Source organism: Flavobacterium sp. CF136, assembly GCF_000282055.1.
In the GTDB taxonomy this organism is placed as follows: domain Bacteria; phylum Bacteroidota; class Bacteroidia; order Flavobacteriales; family Flavobacteriaceae; genus Flavobacterium.
This window is the reverse complement of record NZ_AKJZ01000007.1, coordinates 280,076-298,541: the sequence shown is the minus strand read 5'-3', so window position 1 is coordinate 298,541 and position 18,466 is coordinate 280,076. Positions and strand designations below refer to the sequence as shown.

Here is an 18,466-nt window from a genome sequence, read left to right as displayed (position 1 = left end):
GGAATTGAAGTCAGGCTTCCGAGGTCAAGAGAACCGCCAACCGTTTCTTTACCAAAGAATTGTTTTTCTGTTAAGTTGTATTTTTTACAAAAATTTTTCATTTTTATCGTATTAGTTATTAAAATGGTGTTATGTTAAAATCAATTGTTAATCCTTTCCTGGCAACTGTTACATTTTTGCCGGTTAATTCTGAAACTTCACTTTGAAATTGTTTCTCATTGGAATTGCTATCTGATAAGTGAATCAGAACAATGTTATTTACTTTTGAAAGGTCATTGGCTGCCAACATATCTTTGCAGTTTTCTAATGAGAAGTGAGATTTAAGGATCCTATTTCTCAAAAACTCCTTATCGCTATCAGGACCAAACTTTCTATCAATAATTTCCTTGGAGAAATTCGCTTCAATAATAATGTTGTTTAATCCAGGAAAGGTGTACTTGCAATAATTTGTATCAGTTAAGAATAAAACTTTACCGCAATCCGGATGTTCAATTATAAATCCTAAAGGCTCAACCGCATCATGTTGGACATCAAAAGCCATCACTTTGAAGTTCCCAATTTTTACAATCTGTTTAGGTGAAATTGTCATTGATCTGTGAAAGTTATCTGGATTAAGTACCTGTGTAGTTTTAGAACCAGTGTAGGTTGTAATTCCTAATCTCATAACTTCATCAAATGACTTTGCGTGATCTTGATGTTCATGAGAAACAAGGCATCCAACAACTTTACTAAAATCAAAATTTAGGGCCTTTTTAATATCCATTATATTAACACCACATTCAATAAGTAACACCTCATTCTCATTTTCGAGAATGTAAGCGTTACCGATACTACCTGTTGATATAACTTTTAATTTCATGATTAAAAGTTAGGACCTGAATTAGAAGCATTATCTAAATCAATTGTTTGTTGTTCCGAATATTTATTTTCATCTATTGGAGTAGTTACAACAGGTAATTCTTTTGTTTTTTCATCATTAACCAATACCGCATCTTCAAAATACAAAGGTTCTTTATTTGCATTTGCTTCAATTTGATTCTGAATAATTGAATCATTCATTTCATTTTCCTTTTGAAGGATAGCCAAATAATTATCATCAATCTTTTTACTATCGATGGTAATTGCGTTGTAAGCATTTCTGGAAATTGTTTTAATAGCCATTTCTTCAAACCAACCATCTATTTTTTCAGTTCCAACTTTCTTTTTGTTTTCCCAGATATCTTTTTCGCCACCCCAAAATTCTGCAGATGCATACTTTGGTTTTCTTTTTTCAATATCCTTTAATGAGAAAACCTTTATTTTGTTTTTTTCAGGATTTTCCTTGAATTCATGATACCAGAATCCGCCAACAACATCACCTCTGTTAAAATCGTCTGTAATTTCTAAAGTGTAGGATTCAATAGGATTGTTCTGGTCCTTTTTTATTTGTTTGAATTTATCAGTAGAATAAACCAATTCACAAACTACATCTGAAGGAACTTCTAATCCATATTTTTTAGCTTTGATTTCCATTCCTCGATATCCAATTAAGAAACCCATATCAAACTTATTGTTTGCAGTGTTTTTGTATGGAATAATACTGATGTGATTTGGCTGTGTAGGATCTAATTCTACACTTGAATAAGCTATAACATCAACTGCCAATTTTGACATATTTACGTTTTCCCAGGTAAAAGCTAATCCATCACGATATTGTTCGGTTTTTGCAAGCCTTTTCTTTTCGTTGTCTTTAAGGGTTTGATCAACTTTTATAAAGTAGTTTTGGCAAAGCTTTTTTTGAAAAGGAGTTAAAGTAACAGCTCCGTTATTTGAGGAAAACTCTTTCATCACAGCATTTGTAAATCTTTCACTTTGTGATGGTTGAACTGTTGCTAAATTTGCTTTAGGAGTTTCTGCAGGTGTGTTTTCTGTGCTCATTTTATTATATTTCTATTGTTAATTGATTACTTTGAAGTTTTGGACACCTCACGATTTTTAAATCGAAAGCCTGTTCTTGAATTTCTTTTTTGGTATTTTGATTATGTGGGCAATTGGCCGTACAATCAAAGCTTCCAATTTTAACTCCGATGTTTTCTTTGCAGTTTTCTAAAAGATGGCCATCGGAGTTTCTTTTGACTTTGTAGTCAGACATTATGCAACCCTAATTTGTTCGTCAGGTTCACTAACAACCAATCTTATCAATTGGCTTTCAGTATCCATTATAGTATGGATTGATTCTGCACCGTCAATAAATATTGGAGCTGATACCTGATAGAATTTACTAAGAGTAGAAATTATGTCGATTCCGGCATTTATTTTGGAAGCCGTATTTGCATCTGAAAAAGGAACTCCATTTACCAATATTTCGCAAGCCGGATTCTCACCGCCGTTAACCTGATCTTCAAACATTTTGAATTTTACAATTCTGAATTTAGAATTAACGTTTTCTTCAATTGCCGTCATTTTGTCTTTTTCAAAACGTTCAATTAAGAATTGAGTTTTTTCAACTCCAGCGATTTCCTGAGCCAATCTTGTTTCCTCATTTTTCAAAGCTGTAATTCTTTCATTTACTGCTAATATCTGAGCCTCATTTCTTAGTTTCACTTTGATTGCTTCAATCTCATAATTAAGATTCGCCTTATCTTCTTTCAATTGTGCATCATCAACTTTTGGAACTTCCTGAATTGTTTTTTCGACAACTGCTAATTCTGATTTTTTAGTTTGATAAACAGCATTTTCTGTAATAAGTTGATTATAGACAGATTCTGCATCAACCGGAATTAAGCTACTTGTTTTAGAAGTTTCAGTTTCAATATTGGCTTTGATTGTTTCAATATCAGCTTTTAAATCAGTAATCATTTTTTTACCTGTTGAAACTCTACTTTTTAAGGTATCAAGTTCCGATTCCACGTTTACTTTTTGCGTAGAAAGTAAACCTCCCTGTCTGTTAATTTCAGCAAGTTTATTTGATTTTTCAGTTTTGAAGTTGTTCGCCATTTCCTGCTTTTTGCTTTCAACATCTGATTCCTCAAATGCACGTTGGCAAGTTGGACAACAGAATGAATTTTCTTCAAACTTTAATTCTTTTGCATTTTCATTGATCCATTCCGTACGCTTATTTTCAATATTAGCTAATAAAACTTTTAAATCAGATTCTTTTCCTGAAATCAATCCATTAAGAGAAACCAAACCATTTTCAGCAGTTTGTAATTCACCTTTTTTAGTTTCTAAGCTAGATTTTAAACCATCCAAAACAGAAGTGTCAACTTTGCCCGAATTTTTAGCCTTGGCCATTATTTCAATCTCAATATTTGAAATTTCAGTTCTTAAATTTGAAGCAACTCTTTGAGCGGTTTCGTTAGCTTTAAGAACAGATTCTAAAGCTTTTGATTTATCACCAATACTTTCTTCTATTTTTACCAATTGACCTTCCTTTACAGAAAATAAGTTTTTAAGGTTTTCAAAATCGTAAGCCTCTGGTTTAGTTTTAGAAACCTCATCTATTCTTGTTGGAATCAGTTTGATATCGTCTTTGGATTTTTTAACGCTGGCTTTGATTTGTTTCAAATAATCTTCCATTGTTTTATCTTGAGTAAGATTTGCAACCAATGCTTCATACTCCGGATTCCCGGATGCAATTTCTGCATCTGATAATTCTCCAGACATTTGCGTTAAGATGCTTCGGCGATCTTGCCATTTCATATTATTCAAAGCATATGGATTAGTGATAAGCTTGAAAACTGTTTCATCCATTATGCTAAAAACTTTTTGTTGAAATTCTTTCTGCTGCATCGGAACCTCATTCCAGTAGTATATAGTTTCATTACCCGTATACTCAGCGATTTCTTCACCTCTTTTTTTAGACCACTTTTCTTTGTAAATTTTTTTAAGAGTGATATTGTCACCGTTTACATTTAATAATCCTTCAACTTCATGATCTTGGCGATTAAGCGAAGTATCAACCGTATTTTTAATACTGAACTCTTTTTTCTCTTCAGCATTCTTTCCAAAAAGCAACCATAAAAAAGCATCGTATATTGTTGATTTTCCGGTGCCATTTGCGCCAAAAACATCTGTATTGTGTTGGAAGTTTACTTTTAATTTTACTATTCCTTTAAAGTTGGTTAGAATTAAACCTTTGATTTCAATTGTTTTCATTTGGATTTATTTTTAAAAATTGTTTATAATTATCTGAGGGAAAAATATGTTATTAGTGTGCCTGAAATGACTCCTAAAAAGAACGCTATTACAATACCGCAGCAAAACATAGTGAATGTTCTATCTACTCTTTCGTTATCGAAGCTTATGATGTTTAATTAGATTATTTTTTAATACTCGTTTCTCTTTTTTCACTTGATCAACATCCTTTTTGTAGCTATCAATTACCTCAGCATTTATTAAATGAGGATTATTCAGATACTTTTTATAAAAATCAAAAAGCTCTAATTCGTGTTTAGTTTTAATCAGTGCCATCAGTTTACTTTTTTAAAAGTTAGAATAGTTTCTTCTGAGCATAGTCTATCAGAGCGTTCAATAACATGACCTCTATTGTTTCTCCTTTCAGGAAGAAGATTTCCTTTTTTGTCAACTAACACTAAAGTGTGAAGTTTTGATTCCCTAATTATTTTTACTTTTAAATACAACCCTGCAGGTGTTTTAAAAATTTGCTTTTTCTTGATTTCCATAACTAACAGCTGAAAGGTGGATAATCATGATTTTGATGATCTTCAAACATTTCATCAAATTGCGGAACTTGAAACTTCCAAGCTAAACCCAAAATATTTTCAGATTCAACAGGATCTGAAATTGATTCGTCAAAAGCCTTTTTTAAGCATTTGCCTAAAAGAATTTTTGTTTTATCATTCGACAATGTTGTATTGCAGAATCTTTGCAGTAAATTTGCACTCATAATAAATTAGATTAAGGATTCGTGGTCCGATATTGAATTATTATTAAAGCCGCTTTAGAGAGTGGCTTTTTTTATTTCGTCAAACTGCCAATTAGTGAAATTCTCATTTCATCTGTCAATTCGTTTTTACCCTTTCGGGTCTGCCCTAAAGAGGCTCCCAACATCTTTAAGGCAGAGGTTGCTTCACTTTCGATTTGTGTAGCTAAATTGTAATTTTGCATAGCTACTGCCTGCATTGACTTGCTAAATTCAATCTGTTTCTTATGAAACTGGATTTGTTCTTTCTTATTCATCAGAAGTTTATTTTTTTGATGATGTAATTGATAATGTTCAATATTCCTAAAAGAACAATCAGTCCTATAAAAACCAAAATGATGTTTTCCGGTGTGATTATTTGCAAAGCCATCTCTAAACAGTTAAATGTTCTTTTGGTTTCCCAGTATGCTCAGATATAATATCCAATATTGCAGATAAGCTAAACCTTACCGATTTTCTTCTTGCGCCATCATAAACAGAACTCTCTTTAATAATTAAGGCTTCTGCTATTTTTTCTCTTAAAGAAATATCATTTCTGATTATGCCGTAAATTTCATCTTTAAGCTTTTTCTTTTTGTTTTTTGTAGTTGTTGCCATATAATGAATTGGATAAATTATTTTTATTTTTTTTGTGGACAATAAAGGAATCGAACCTCTTTAATGGTGATCAGCCACCGTCCTGCCATTAGACGAATTACCCTTTTAATAAAGCCACCCGCAAAGGATGGCTTTTATATATTTTTTATTCTTTGTAGTTTTTATTTTTCATCCTTTTACAAACAGGTTTCTACAAACCCACCGGATTTATTCTTACATTTTTTCGTATTCAATATTTCAAAGAACTTTTTTAGTACATTTGCACATGGTCATTTGTACAGGAGCAAATATAAATAATTTTTAAGACAAATTAATACTTTTAGATAATTATTTTTATCAAAATGTATCTATTTGTATTAATTCTAAATAGATTTTTAATAAAATGAATACAGTTGCAGAGAGGTTTGATTATGCAAGAAAAGAACTTGGGCTAAGCTATAGAGAGCTAGGCGAGCTATTTGAAGTAACAAGTGACGCAGTAAACAAATCAATTAAAAGAGATAGCATTAAGCCAAAATATATAAATACTTTTTCAGACAAATTTAGAATTTCAAAAGAATGGATTTTGAATGGCACAGGTAAAATGAAGGAAGAAAATGATAATTCAACATTGAATAGCGTTACATTTTATAATGATAATATCATGTACGTCCCCCTTGTAGATCAATATGCATATGGTGGGTACCTCAACGGATTTAACGATCCGGAATTTTTGGAAGAACTTCCTAAAATCCCGTTCCTGGTTGAAAAAGAATATAAAGGGGAATATTTATGCTTTGAAGTTAAAGGCGATAGTATGTATGATGGATCCGATGAATCCATAAAAGAACGAGATATTCTTTTGTGCAGAAATATCAGAAACGATTATTGGAAAAGTAAACTACATATTAACAAATGGGATTTTGTAATTGTACATAAGGAGAATGGAATTTTAGTGAAAAGGATCGTAAAACATGATGTTGAAAAAGGAATCATCACATGCCATTCACTAAACGATTATTATGAGGATTTTGATATAGATTTAAGAGACGTTTCTAAAATTTTAAATATCGTAGACATTCAGAGAAAAAGAAATAGAAGATAGTTATGGTTTTACATAAAAATAATAATTTATAAACAAATAAAATGAGAAATATTTTTTTACTAGTTTATTTTTTAGTTTTTATATCCTGCAATAAAACTATAAATAAAGAAAAGTCAATTAAATCAAAAGAAGATTTAATTCTAGAGTTTTGTAAGTCTGATATAGCAATTAGCAGCATAAGTCCTTCTACTATAAAATATGATTCTGTATTAACAATTATTTTTTCAGTAGAAAAATCATACCCATATTATAAAAAGGAACTGGATGATGCATATGGCTTTAAACAGATTAATGATTCTATTTCTAAGAAATGGAACGTTTCTCTAACTTTCGATTCTCAAAACAATTATGGTGCTAATATTAGAAATAACATAACATATATTTTAAAGGAAAATGATCAATATATAAAAGACACACTTTTTAATGATCGTTTCGTAATTCTTTCAAAAAGAGACCAAAATAAAATGCATGAATATATGGGAATTAAATAAATTTTAAAAAATAAAAAAACATGAAAAAAATTACTCTATTCTTTATTCTAATTACAATATTAGGATGTTCGCCTGACAATAGTGGCAATAATTCAGCTACAGATCCTATCGTTGGTAAATGGAAATTGGCAAAAGAAGTCTTTTATCTCAAAAACGGTAATAAAGTAGAAGTATTAACTTCCGAATGTTCTTCTAAATCACATACTGAATATTTAGCTAATAATACAGCTAAAGGTGTTTCTTACTCAGATGATAGTGGGACATGTGAGTTAGAAGAAACGAATTGGGAATACTTTAATTGGTCTAATTTAACAGATGGTAAATATAAATTTGTTTCTAAAATATCTGGCCAATCAGAGGAAGTAAGCATCTTTAATGTTGATTTCCCTACGTCTACAACAATGGTCTGGCATGATGATGATTTTGGTGTTATAAACGGCCAAGAATTTCAAGGATCAGAAGAACATTTAGTGAAGATAAAATAGAAATGTTTAATGCATAAAACGGATCAAAGAATATTGAGGTTAATTGAACTTTTGATTTTTCAGAATAAGATATCCTATTCTGTAGATTTCTGCAAGGAAATCGGAATGTTGCCTGCCACGCTTTCTAAAATTAAAAAAGGCATCACTCACTTTACAGTAAATCAAATTGAAACAATTTGTATAAAATATAATGTCAATGCAAACTGGATTTTTGGACTAGAAAAAAAGGTATTCAATATGCCCGGAAGTATTGAAATTACGGGTATTTAGCAATAAGCATAACCGACAATGAATAAGGACAACGTAACTATAAATAATTAACAATTTTTGCTATTTTCATTATTGAAAAGCATTGAATTTACAGTAACTATTTCGTTTAAAAGCAATGGGGGTTGATTTCATAACCCTGAGGTCACGGGTTCAACTCCCGTCCTCGCTACAAAAACAAACCCTTAAACATCAAATGTTTAAGGGTTTTTTATTGGATATTGTTTCAAAAATACTAACTTTATCTTTAAAGGAATTTTCATGAGAGAATGTATAAAAATGTATAAATTTGAGATAGAAAATGTTGCTTATAATAATATCATAAAGAACAATATATTCTCTGAATATTTAAAAAACGCAAAAATAACGACAATAACCGCAGTTAAACAGGATCTTGCAAACTAAGTAATTTATAAACAATATGGATATAGTCAAATTTAAAATCACATCAAAAACGATAAAAGTAGAAGTACGCAATTCGAATAATTATATTTTTAATTTTAATACTGCTTTAGAGATTGAAAAAGAAGATAAAGATGTTTTATTAAGGCTGTACAATGCATTAGATCTCCTTTTTAAGAAAGAAAATACCAGCGAAATAAAAAACTACATTTCTCCCAACCAAACAAATATACTTGACCAAATTTCCGCCGTTGACAATTTAGAACAGGAAAAATAAATCAGTTATCTATTAAAGTTTAGCAGGAATAATATCTGATTTTCTACTAAAAGCCGAAAAACCTGGTCGTTTGCCAGCAGTAAAAACATAATTTGAATTCTAAAATTGCAGTAATACTTCTAAACTTTGTTTAATCGAATATTTATATAAAAAATTATTAATTTAGTGTAGCAGCAAAGTCTCCTTTTTTGGAATGCTTTATGTCAATTTTTATCACTTGCATGATCATTAGCTTTGGTTTTGCTTTCAATTTAACTAAAAACATAAATGAAAAAAGTAACAGGTATTGGGGGCATTTTTTTCAAATGCAATGATCCTAATAAAATGAAAGAATGGTACAAAACTCATCTTGGCTTGGATACCAACGAATATGGGGCAACTTTTGAGTGGAAAGAAGCATCCGACTCCACAAAAAATGGTTCTACACAATGGAGTCCATTTCCTGAGACAACAAAATATTTTGAACCTTCGGCAAAAGATTTTATGGTTAACTACAGAGTCGCTAATCTGGAAGCATTGGTTGAAGAACTAAAAAAAGAAGGTGTAACCATTGTTGATGAAATAGAAACTTATGATTACGGAAAGTTTGTTCATATTATTGACATGGAAGGAAACAAAATTCAACTTTGGGAGCCTAAAGACTAAGGATTAAACAGCTATGGAAAAACATAGAATATTTACAACATCATTTGCGAGTGTCTATCCACATTATATTAACAAAGCAGATAAAAAAGGCCGTACAAAGGAGGAAGTAGATACTATAATTTGTTGGCTGACCGGATATAATCAACAGGAATTGCAAAAACAAATCGATAATAAGGTTAGTTTTGAAACTTTTTTCGAAGCCGCACCACAAATAAACCAAAATACTTCAAAAATTACCGGTGTAATTTGTGGCTATCGGGTCGAAGAAATCGAAGATAAACTCATGCAAAAGATTCGTTATTTGGACAAACTGATTGATGAGCTGGCTAAAGGAAAAGCTATGGAGAAGATTTTAAGAAGTTAGTCTCGTTTAAGACTTCCAATAGTTACCGAATATATAAATACGATTGAAGTACCAAATAGAAGATTGTTCAAAAACTAAGGAAAATTTTTCTGAATGCGAACCAAGAAATTGCCGAACATATAAAATGGAATTCGTAAAGCTTTTCTATAGCAGAAATTATAAGGCTAAAAAAGCCTATTATTTCGTTTTAAAACCAAAAAACCACTTCGTTATTGAAGTGGTTTTTTGGTTTATAATGCTTCCGGTCGGGAAATCATCGAAGTATTGTCCTGGCTTTTAACACTTTGCTGAATCTTAATTATTTTTTTTCTAAAATTGCTTTCAGCATGGCTTTCAATTCAACAATCTCTTTGTTTTGAGCCTGATTCACTTTGTTTTGTTCTATTAAATAAAGTGTTAATTCTTCGATTTTTTCTTGTTGAATTTTTGACATTTCACCAAGCTCTATCCCGTTTTCTTTAATTTCTTTGGCAGACGGCACGTTGCTTAAATGCCCTTTTTCCTTAATTTGTGTTTCTACTTCTTCTAAGGTTGGTAATTTATAGTCTTTTGAAAACACATAATCTGCCCAGGTTGATTTTAAACTTACCCTCACTTCCTCGGCAAGAATACCACCTTTTACAAAAAGCCCATAACCTGACACATCAGCCCCACCAGCTGTTGTGGGGAAATCACCAAAATGAGTATAATTTAGACCTCCAATACACACCTTACCATTTAAATTTAGCTGTCTCAAATTAAAATCGCCAAGAATAAGTTGTCCATTATCATTTCCTTTCCCATTATCAATAACGAGTTTATCGTTTAAAGGACCTTGTTCGAAACCTATATCATAACCTGCTTCACTACCTATAAAAACATTATTGGATCCTATATTAGGTCCATCACCCCCTCCAGAAGAACCTCCTATGAATGTGTTATTATGACCAACTATATTGGCTCCAGACCCACCACCTATATAAATGTTATTAGATCCTGCTCCATTATGCAATCCAGCGTTAAAGCCAACAAAAATGTTATAAACCCCTGTTGAATTAGAAGCAGAATTGTTTCCTCCTATTGAAATAGAATTGGGTGAAGCAATAGAATTTACACCCAACGCAACCGAATTATTGCTAAGTATACCAGCAAAAACATTATTACGTTTAAAAAGTATGTCAACATCATTGGCAGAACCCAGATAATTAGTGATTGGTGTTGCCGTTGAAAGTGTGTTGGATGCAACAGTAGCCTGCGCATTAGTTTTGGTAATTGCAGATAGCAAGGATAAGCCAGTCAATAACAATAGTTGTTTCTTTTTCATAGTATATATTTTAAGCCTTAAATTTAACATAAATAGCAATATTTTTTATGCAAACCGCATAAAAAAAGAGAACATCCATTATATGAACATTCTCTTTTTAATATTGTAAAACAATATAAATTAGTTCACCAATACTTTTGCCGATTTTTCTCCTTCAGCTGATTTAGATTTTACAACATAAATACCTGTATTTAAATCAAAACTCGTATCAGATCCTGTTTTAAATGATTTAATCAAAGCACCACTAATTCCGTAAACATCAACCTGCGTATCTGATTTTACATTAGATACAAAAACCAGTTTCCCGTTAGAGTAAATGTTTGATACTGCATCAGCCTGAAAATCATTAATGCCAAGAGAAGGAGTTGTTACATTTGCACCTGTAACTTCAATTTTACTAATATACATACCGTTGTCTGCATATAAATACAACCTACCTGCTCCAGTTGAAGTACCTTGAAGAATTCCTTTAGCAGCTCCTGCAACAATACTTTTTGTTATTTCTACTGTTCCATTTGTTAAAAACAATGTGCGATCTGCACTAGCGGCGTTACTTCCATGTTGAAACCAAACTTTTACAGTAGCTGCACCATCAACATTAAAATAAAAATATCTTACCGTTGGCATATTATTAGTGGCTGCTCCACCACCTCCTGTTTTCACAATACTCGTGTATGATGTAGCATCAGAGTACGCAATACTAGTAGGAGCTTGAGCTGCAAAATAATTTGTAGAAGTACCTGTAATTGGAACACAACCTAACAAATCTCTAACTACTGCTGGTCCTCCACTGGCGACACCTGTTACAGGCCAAACAGAGGTGTCGTCAAAAGTCCAAGATTTAGTTTGTGCATTAATAGACAAAGCTGAAAAAAGCAAAATAGAAGTTAAATAAAGTAATTTTCTTTTCATAATTTATAGTTTAATAGTTAGTAATTACACTTGTAATCGATTGCATAAAGTTAAAGATATTTTTTTATTAAATCTAAATTTTTAAGTATTTATTTTACACATCTCCATACAGTTATGATAATTATCTACTCGTAAAGAAAAACTGCGAAATCGTAGTAGTATTATAAGAAAAAAGCAAGCCCTAAAAAAGAATTCAGAGGCTTGCTTTTTGCAATAATTTATATTAAAAATCTAAAATCAGAATTATTAGTGTGTAATGATTTTTACTGATTTCTGACCATCGGCAGCTTTAATTATAACAATCCAAACTCCATTTTGGGATTCAAAATCAACGTCCTGATTTGTTTTAAATGATTTTACCTTAGCTCCGGTTATACTATAAACAGCTACAGAAGTTTCTGATTTTACATTTGAAATTGCGATTCTGTTTTTATAGCCAAATACATTAACAGCAGAAGTTGGCGTATTATCTTTAACCCCTAAATTTTCATTAGAAATTAATTGTGGCAACGGGTCCCAGTTATCGCTTCCTTTTGTAAAATTGAAAGTTGTAATTGCTGTACCATCTGTAAGTGTAGGCACTGCTAATTTAGTAGCCCACGCTGCACGGCTTGCTGAATTATCTACCCCTGAGTTTTCGATAGTTCCATATTCATACATTTTTGCAGACTCTCCACTCAATGAGTTATTCCATCCAAGGGGCAAAATTAGTGATTGACCAGCATAAGAAGGATTAGCAGAAGTTTCGATAGTAGTATTATAAAAAACTACTTCACTGGTATTTGCAGCCCAAGGGCGACCAAAATAGCCTGGCTTAGAACCATAAGTGGATGCGGTTTCTGTACCAGGAACTGCAGATGTAACTTTACACTCATACATCAAATACCCTCTTCCGGTAGCTTGCTGTGCTGCTGTTATGTAACACACATCACTGCTGGCATCACTGGTGTTCATGGCGAAATCTGTTTTATAGAAAACTGCATCCATACCTCCAAAAATATAATCAGTAGCCCCCATCATCACACCTTTATAAACTACAACTCTTGCAGTTGTTCCACCAAAGAAAGAATCCTGGCGTCCAACAACACGACATTTATTCAATATTACTTTATCTATTCCATTTTTAACAGCAAAAGCGGCGGCTCTTTCCACAAAACTTTTATCCTGAACAGCAGTACTTCCGTATGTTGTTGGGCGAACGCCTTTGTTTCCTGATGCCAACTCAACGACATCCTGAGATTCTTTTAATGAGATGTATTGATTATAGGAGTTTTCAATAATAATATCTTCAGCAATAAATCCGTTTGCACTAATCAGCAATGTTGCATTCCAATAGGAATTATTGGTAGTCCCACTTACATTTGTATATGTCTGATACCCATTATCTTTATTTACTCTTAAAACATCGGCATCCCATTTTTGGTTGCTCTTCATGCTATAGTAATTATAGCCTACACCATAGTAAGAAGTAATCCTAACAGCTCCAGCTGCAATATCAACTCCTTTATTTAACAAATTAATATTTGGTGTTGCTGCAGCATTTTTTAAAGTAACATTAGCTTGGGTAATATCTATCATCTCTTCATAATTCCCAGGATCAATCATAATCGTAACACGATCTGTACTGGTACGCGTCATTCTTGTGACATCAGCAAGGGCCGCATTAATCGTTTTGTATGTTTTATCGGTACCAACGGTAAGAACTGAGGCATAAGCTATACTTCCTGTTGGTGCAGGTGCTACGAAATCAAGTGTTTTAGAAGTCGCTGCACCAGTTACTTTTAAGTTAGAAGTTAAAGTCATCACCACAACACTGCTATTCAAACCACTGTAAGTAATCGCATAAGTACCATTACGCAAATTGACTGCAGCTCCTGGCGCAAAAGTATAAACATATCCACTTTCATTCAAGTTAGTAAAAGTTAATGTCAAACTATTAATTTGAGCGGCATCTAAGCCAGTGGTTGTAATTGTTACAGGATAAACAGGTTTATTCGTAAATGCAACATCTGCAGTAGTTGTACCTGTGACAGTAATTGTATTGGCTAAAATTTCATAATTATTAACTCCCGTTGCCGAAACTGTATATTGAGTATTAGGCTCCAGTTCTACGGTATAAGTAGAATTCGCAGTATTGATAACCGGTTTCGGAATAAAAATTTTATTAGCTAATGGATCAGGAGTATAAGTCAAAGCTACTTTAGAAATATCGGTTCCCAATCCTGTAATAGAACCTGATACAGTGAATAAATCTACTTTTAGTACAACTATATTATAGCTTGTGGTTGTTGCTAAAACATTTAGAGAATCGCCATTACTAATGATATAGCCGTTTGCATTCAACAAACTCATCTGGTATGTATATCCCGCAGGCAGTGTTACATTATAAGTTCCGGAGGTTACCGGTGCAGTCCATACTTTTCCGGCAGGATTTGTAAACGCAACAGAATACCCTGTTATTCCAGGAGCCGCAGTTTCATCAACAGTGCCTGTAATAGTAGTGTATGTGGCTGGTTTTCTCAAAATTCTGAAGTAGTTTCCTTTACCACCTAAACACGATATTTTAAAATCTCCTGCTTGTTTTGCCTGAAATTTTGCCAACGTAACAGCACCTCCGGAAACTCCCAACGGAATAGATTCCGTCTGTGTATTAGTTGTTGTATTAACAACAGTCAACAAATTATTTGTATATCCTGATTCTATGGCAGAAACCACAGTCACTTCATCATCTGGATTCAGGGTCAATGTAAAAAAGCGGGTAGTGGAACTAGCGCTCCCATTACAATAATATCCTCCAGTATAATTAGTATCGGTTGTTCTAACACTGGTACCATAACGCGTAATGGCTGTATTCGTAGTATACAATCTATCGGAACCTCCTGTTTTAAGAGTCAACACTCCGGAGGTGAGCGTTTGTACAACCGAACTGGTCAAAGTATTGGCAGACGATGAAGTTCCAGAAATAATCGTTCCACTATAAGTATACCAAGTATTGATATCAGTAGCTGTCAATTTATTATTATACAAATTGACATCTAATGTTGCACCTCCAAGATCCCAAACATCTGTTTTTTGAGCTTGGGCAAACGATACTGAAAGCAGTATCGCAAAAAAGAGAAATCGTAATTTTGTTTTCATAAGTGGTTTGGTTAATTAGTAAATTATTTATTAATGTTTTTTAAAATTCAAAAAGTTTCTAAATCAGGAAGTTCTTAAATGACAAAGCAAAAAATGTTATGCTTAAATCAAAAAAGGCATGCAAAAACGATTAAATTCAGCATGCCTTTTTAATTAACAAATAGTTGTTTATTTTTTATTTAATCCAACGAGGGTCCCCTATATTGTTATCAATCAAAGTTTGATTTTTGATTGTAAAGTCCCCTGTCGCAGCATTTACATATTGCGGATCAGCTACAATTCCGGAAGCATCAACTTTATTATTAAGAATCGCTGTATCCTTAAAACCGGCGGCATTGAAATAATAATCTTTAGTAAATGTCGGTGCTGTTGTAGCTGGTTGATTTGTATAAACTGCTGTTGTATTTGTAATCAGCGTATTTTTAACAGTAGATGCATTTGACAGAAAACGAAGATATAATATTCTTTTTCCTGCTGTTGGTGATACTACTGCACTGTTTGAAACATTATTCAAAGTACATTTTTCAATTAACACAGTAGTAGTCAAAGCTCCTCCGGATAAACTACCAGTAGCATCTGCTCTTACAAAATCACGCGATGGTGAACAATTATCGAATGTACTATTTTTAATAATAATGTCTTTTACATAAGTATTTCTGAAGTCAATAAAATCAGCACCTACGTTTGTATTCACATTCTTAACAACACAATTATCAACAGTAACAGAGTTAACTATATTTCCGCTGGTATTTCCACCGGATATAAGTGCACGTGTGAAATCATGAATAGTACAACCCTTTAATGAAATATCTCCAAAATTACCTGGTAAGGCAGAAATAGTAACAACACTGGCATTAGTTAGAGCAGTTGCTTCTAAATCCAAATCCATTAAGGTTGCACTTAGAACACCTGGATTAACCGTAAATTTAACATGAAGCTTTGGCTTGTTGTAACTATAAAGTCCTCTAATTGTTATTGCTTTTGTTAATATGACTTCAGAATTTGTAAAAACAGTATAGTCTCCGGGATTTAATATTAATAAAGCACCAGATGCTGCATTAGCCACTACATCATTTAAATTATCTGTTGGTTTAACCTCAATACCATCTGAAACATCAATATTGGTTGTAATTACTTCTGACCCTCTTCTTGATGTATTATTAAACAAATCTGCAGTATATATAGTCTGCGAAGTTAATCCTGTAATAATTGCAATCCCATTTGTTTTTTCTTCAGCTGTAATAGTATGTGTAATATCACCCGGACTAAGTACTATTTTCGTAACATTACTATTCGGAATAAATCTTAAGGTAGCTACTTTAGATAGAATATCTCCTTCTTGTATAGGTAAGAAAAGTTGTTCCGATAAAGTAGTAGCAGTAATCCCTGACCATTTAGAATCTTCCAAACCAGTTGCACTTACTCCTTTTACTCTAATCGAATAAACCGTTTCCCCTTCTAAAACTACAGTCAAAGGCAGTTCTTTACCAGTAATTTCAACTGTTTTAAAAATAGTTTTAAATTCAGTATCATTTGCGCTAAACTCTACTATATAATGATCCACTTCATCATTAACAGTCCAATTTAATTCAACTGTTGTCTGATTTTTGATTTTAGCTGTAAGATTAAGAGGAGAGAAAACTCTGCTTACATCTAAGCTATCTATTACATCCTCAGTAAAACTTTCACAGCCAGAAACAGCAAATGCTAATAATAATGTGGCTATTAATCCTTTTAATATATTTTTTGTTTTCATAAACATAATAACTTATAATTTATTATTAATTTTTATTGGTTAATAACCATAATCGTTAGTTAACTGATTGTTACTTGCATCAATAAACACTTGCCATATTGGCCATAATTGTCTGGCATCAGGGTTAACTGTTGCTTTATAAAGTGAAGCTATCTTAGCGTCATTAAGACTAGTCCAGGCAAAAGAAGTATAATCTACCCCTGGATTTGTTGTTTCACCACGGTTTAATCCATAAATATCAAGACTCACATTATCCGCTTTATATTTGAAATACAAAGTACTAGGTACATCCGCATATTCACCGATACGTTGAGATAAATTAGTCATTTTTTGTTTCGCTTCATCTAATTTTGTTTTAAGCAAATTCCAACGAATAAGTGCTTGCTTACGTTCCATTTCTCCTGTAAATTCAAATTTATTTTCCTCTACAATAGCATTAAACATAGCTTGTTTATCGGTCAGGGCATTTACATAAGCATCCACTTTTACAGCTTGGACAGCAGCAGGAAAAGCTCTTTTACGAATTTCCTTCAAATAAGGGGCAGCAGCAGCAGCACCTTCTAATTCATTTGCCGCTTCAGCAGCAATTAAAAGTACCTCTGCATAACGCATGTAAATCTTATTTACCCCATCATCATTATCCGAAGTAACAAAACGTGTCATCCATTCGTAACGATATTTACCAAAATACCAGGTATTTAAAGCACCAAGCTCTTGTTTAGCGATATCATTTACAGCTGTACCCCATTTGTAAGGAACACAGGTAACATCTCTACGTGTGTCTGCCTGATCATAATCATAAAAAACAAATGGAAGTGGCCCTGAAACTCCTCCGCGATTATTCCCATTAGAATGGAACTGATCCTCAGTAGTATGACGAACTGCAAAAGTAAACAACATTCTGCCTCTACCTTCAGCAAAAGGAAGTTCCCAAAGAGATTCTCCACCAGCTGTTATATTTTCCTGATTGTATTTTTTCCAAAAAGTTTCAAATGAAGACTCTAAATGAGCTGAACCACTTGCAATAACTTCACGAGATTCTTTTAATGCCAATGCATACATATTAGCCACAGAAAGTTCAGCATCAGTACTTCTTCTGATACCATCAGGATATTGTTGATATCCACTGGCTGCCATTGCCAAACGGGCACGAAATCCTTTTACAAAAGCTTTATTAATTCGTTCTACACTGCTTGTTGCAGCCGTTTCATTAGGCCAGGGTACTAATGTCGCAGCTTCACCTAAATCAGCAATAAGTTGTTTATAAATTATATCGCGGCTTGATTTAGGCAAGTATAATGTCTCATTATTGATAGGTTGAAAACGAGCTGGTACATCTCCCCAGGCTTTTATTAAATCTGCATAATAAATCGCTCTTAATGTTAAAGCCTCTCCCAATAAATATCCTAAATCTGATCCGGCTACAGGGTTGCCATAAGTACGTAATCCACGAATACAGACATTAGCACGTTCAATACCTGAATACATCATTGCCCAGGCATTATTAGATGTATTCATTTGTGTATTAATCGGTTTAGCATCATAAGTACACAAATCAGAAGCCTCACTTACCGTTTGCGAAGAGTTATACCATTCCACATCTGTATTTAAACCATAAAGAGGAAGAAAACGACCTCTGTATGAGTTAGTTTCAGCAAATGGAATTTTAATTCCGTCTATTGCCCCTTTTGCAAGATCAGGAGAGGAAAAAATAACTGATTCGTCTAATGTTGATTGTGCAGGAGCCTCTAAATAATCTTCCTGACAAGAACTAAAAAGACTTGTTATAATGAATCCTGCTATTATTATTTTATGTTTCAT

19 protein-coding genes and 1 tRNA gene are annotated in these 18,466 nt (G+C 32.8%); 7 read left to right on the top strand and 13 right to left on the bottom strand.

What is annotated here, in order from left to right:
• Positions 1-118: 118 nt before the first annotated feature.
• The 8 genes from PMI10_RS02450 to PMI10_RS21985 all read right to left on the bottom strand — a co-directional run bounded on the left by PMI10_RS02450 (position 119) and on the right by PMI10_RS21985 (position 5,624).
• Positions 119-859 carry an MBL fold metallo-hydrolase gene (locus PMI10_RS02450; RefSeq protein WP_007804119.1) on the bottom strand — a complete coding sequence of 247 codons (741 nt, stop codon included), beginning with the start codon at positions 857-859 and terminating at the stop codon, positions 119-121.
• Between the two features lie 2 nt (positions 860-861).
• Positions 862-1,917 carry a hypothetical protein gene (locus PMI10_RS02445; protein ID WP_007804118.1) on the bottom strand — a complete coding sequence of 352 codons (1,056 nt, stop codon included), beginning with the start codon at positions 1,915-1,917 and terminating at the stop codon, positions 862-864.
• A 213-nt stretch (positions 1,918-2,130) separates the two neighbouring features.
• Complete coding sequence (locus PMI10_RS02435) at positions 2,131-4,137, bottom strand: AAA family ATPase (protein ID WP_007804115.1); 2,007 nt, start codon at positions 4,135-4,137, stop codon at positions 2,131-2,133.
• Positions 4,138-4,272: 135 nt separating this feature from the next.
• Positions 4,273-4,452, bottom strand: a complete 180-nt coding sequence (locus PMI10_RS02430; protein ID WP_007804113.1) for a hypothetical protein — start codon at positions 4,450-4,452, stop codon at positions 4,273-4,275.
• A gap of 214 nt (positions 4,453-4,666) precedes the next feature.
• Positions 4,667-4,888 carry a hypothetical protein gene (locus PMI10_RS02420; RefSeq protein WP_007804109.1) on the bottom strand — a complete coding sequence of 74 codons (222 nt, stop codon included), beginning with the start codon at positions 4,886-4,888 and terminating at the stop codon, positions 4,667-4,669.
• A gap of 71 nt (positions 4,889-4,959) precedes the next feature.
• Entirely contained in the window at positions 4,960-5,181 is a 222-nt protein-coding gene (locus PMI10_RS02415; protein WP_007804107.1) for a hypothetical protein, read from the bottom strand.
• 115 nt (positions 5,182-5,296) lie between these two features.
• Positions 5,297-5,521, bottom strand: coding sequence for a hypothetical protein (locus PMI10_RS02410; protein ID WP_007804104.1), 225 nt, complete (start codon positions 5,519-5,521; stop codon positions 5,297-5,299).
• A 35-nt stretch (positions 5,522-5,556) separates the two neighbouring features.
• Positions 5,557-5,624: transfer RNA gene (locus PMI10_RS21985), tRNA-Ile, on the bottom strand.
• A gap of 279 nt (positions 5,625-5,903) precedes the next feature.
• Here PMI10_RS21985 and PMI10_RS02405 point away from each other — a divergent pair.
• From PMI10_RS02405 to PMI10_RS02375, 7 genes are all read left to right on the top strand, one after another.
• Positions 5,904-6,605 (top strand): S24 family peptidase, encoded by a 702-nt coding sequence (locus PMI10_RS02405; protein WP_007804102.1) that lies wholly within the window; start codon positions 5,904-5,906, stop codon positions 6,603-6,605.
• 41 nt (positions 6,606-6,646) lie between these two features.
• Positions 6,647-7,096, top strand: coding sequence for a hypothetical protein (locus tag PMI10_RS02400; protein ID WP_007804100.1), 450 nt, complete (start codon positions 6,647-6,649; stop codon positions 7,094-7,096).
• A gap of 20 nt (positions 7,097-7,116) precedes the next feature.
• A complete protein-coding gene (locus PMI10_RS02395; RefSeq protein ID WP_007804098.1) occupies positions 7,117-7,581 on the top strand; it encodes a hypothetical protein in 465 nt (154 codons plus the stop codon).
• Between the two features lie 9 nt (positions 7,582-7,590).
• Complete coding sequence (locus PMI10_RS02390) at positions 7,591-7,851, top strand: helix-turn-helix domain-containing protein (protein WP_007804096.1); 261 nt, start codon at positions 7,591-7,593, stop codon at positions 7,849-7,851.
• 418 nt (positions 7,852-8,269) lie between these two features.
• Entirely contained in the window at positions 8,270-8,527 is a 258-nt protein-coding gene (locus PMI10_RS02385) for a hypothetical protein (protein WP_007804091.1), read from the top strand.
• Between the two features lie 267 nt (positions 8,528-8,794).
• A complete protein-coding gene (locus PMI10_RS02380; protein ID WP_007804089.1) occupies positions 8,795-9,172 on the top strand; it encodes a VOC family protein in 378 nt (125 codons plus the stop codon).
• Between the two features lie 13 nt (positions 9,173-9,185).
• On the top strand, positions 9,186-9,536 hold the full coding sequence (locus PMI10_RS02375) for a DUF2200 domain-containing protein (RefSeq protein ID WP_007804088.1): 351 nt from the start codon (positions 9,186-9,188) through the stop codon (positions 9,534-9,536).
• Between the two features lie 298 nt (positions 9,537-9,834).
• On the opposite strand, the gene PMI10_RS02370 is transcribed toward PMI10_RS02375, so the two are convergent.
• From PMI10_RS02370 to PMI10_RS02350, 5 genes are all read right to left on the bottom strand, one after another.
• Positions 9,835-10,839 carry a hypothetical protein gene (locus tag PMI10_RS02370; protein WP_157489684.1) on the bottom strand — a complete coding sequence of 335 codons (1,005 nt, stop codon included), beginning with the start codon at positions 10,837-10,839 and terminating at the stop codon, positions 9,835-9,837.
• 120 nt (positions 10,840-10,959) lie between these two features.
• Positions 10,960-11,751 carry a T9SS type A sorting domain-containing protein gene (locus tag PMI10_RS02365; protein ID WP_007804084.1) on the bottom strand — a complete coding sequence of 264 codons (792 nt, stop codon included), beginning with the start codon at positions 11,749-11,751 and terminating at the stop codon, positions 10,960-10,962.
• A 246-nt stretch (positions 11,752-11,997) separates the two neighbouring features.
• Positions 11,998-14,889, bottom strand: a complete 2,892-nt coding sequence (locus PMI10_RS02360) for a hypothetical protein (RefSeq protein WP_007804082.1) — start codon at positions 14,887-14,889, stop codon at positions 11,998-12,000.
• Between the two features lie 175 nt (positions 14,890-15,064).
• Positions 15,065-16,645 carry a DUF5123 domain-containing protein gene (locus PMI10_RS02355; protein WP_157489682.1) on the bottom strand — a complete coding sequence of 527 codons (1,581 nt, stop codon included), beginning with the start codon at positions 16,643-16,645 and terminating at the stop codon, positions 15,065-15,067.
• Positions 16,646-16,684: 39 nt separating this feature from the next.
• Positions 16,685-18,466: a RagB/SusD family nutrient uptake outer membrane protein gene (locus PMI10_RS02350; protein WP_007804078.1), complete on the bottom strand. Its 1,782-nt coding sequence runs from the start codon at positions 18,464-18,466 to the stop codon at positions 16,685-16,687.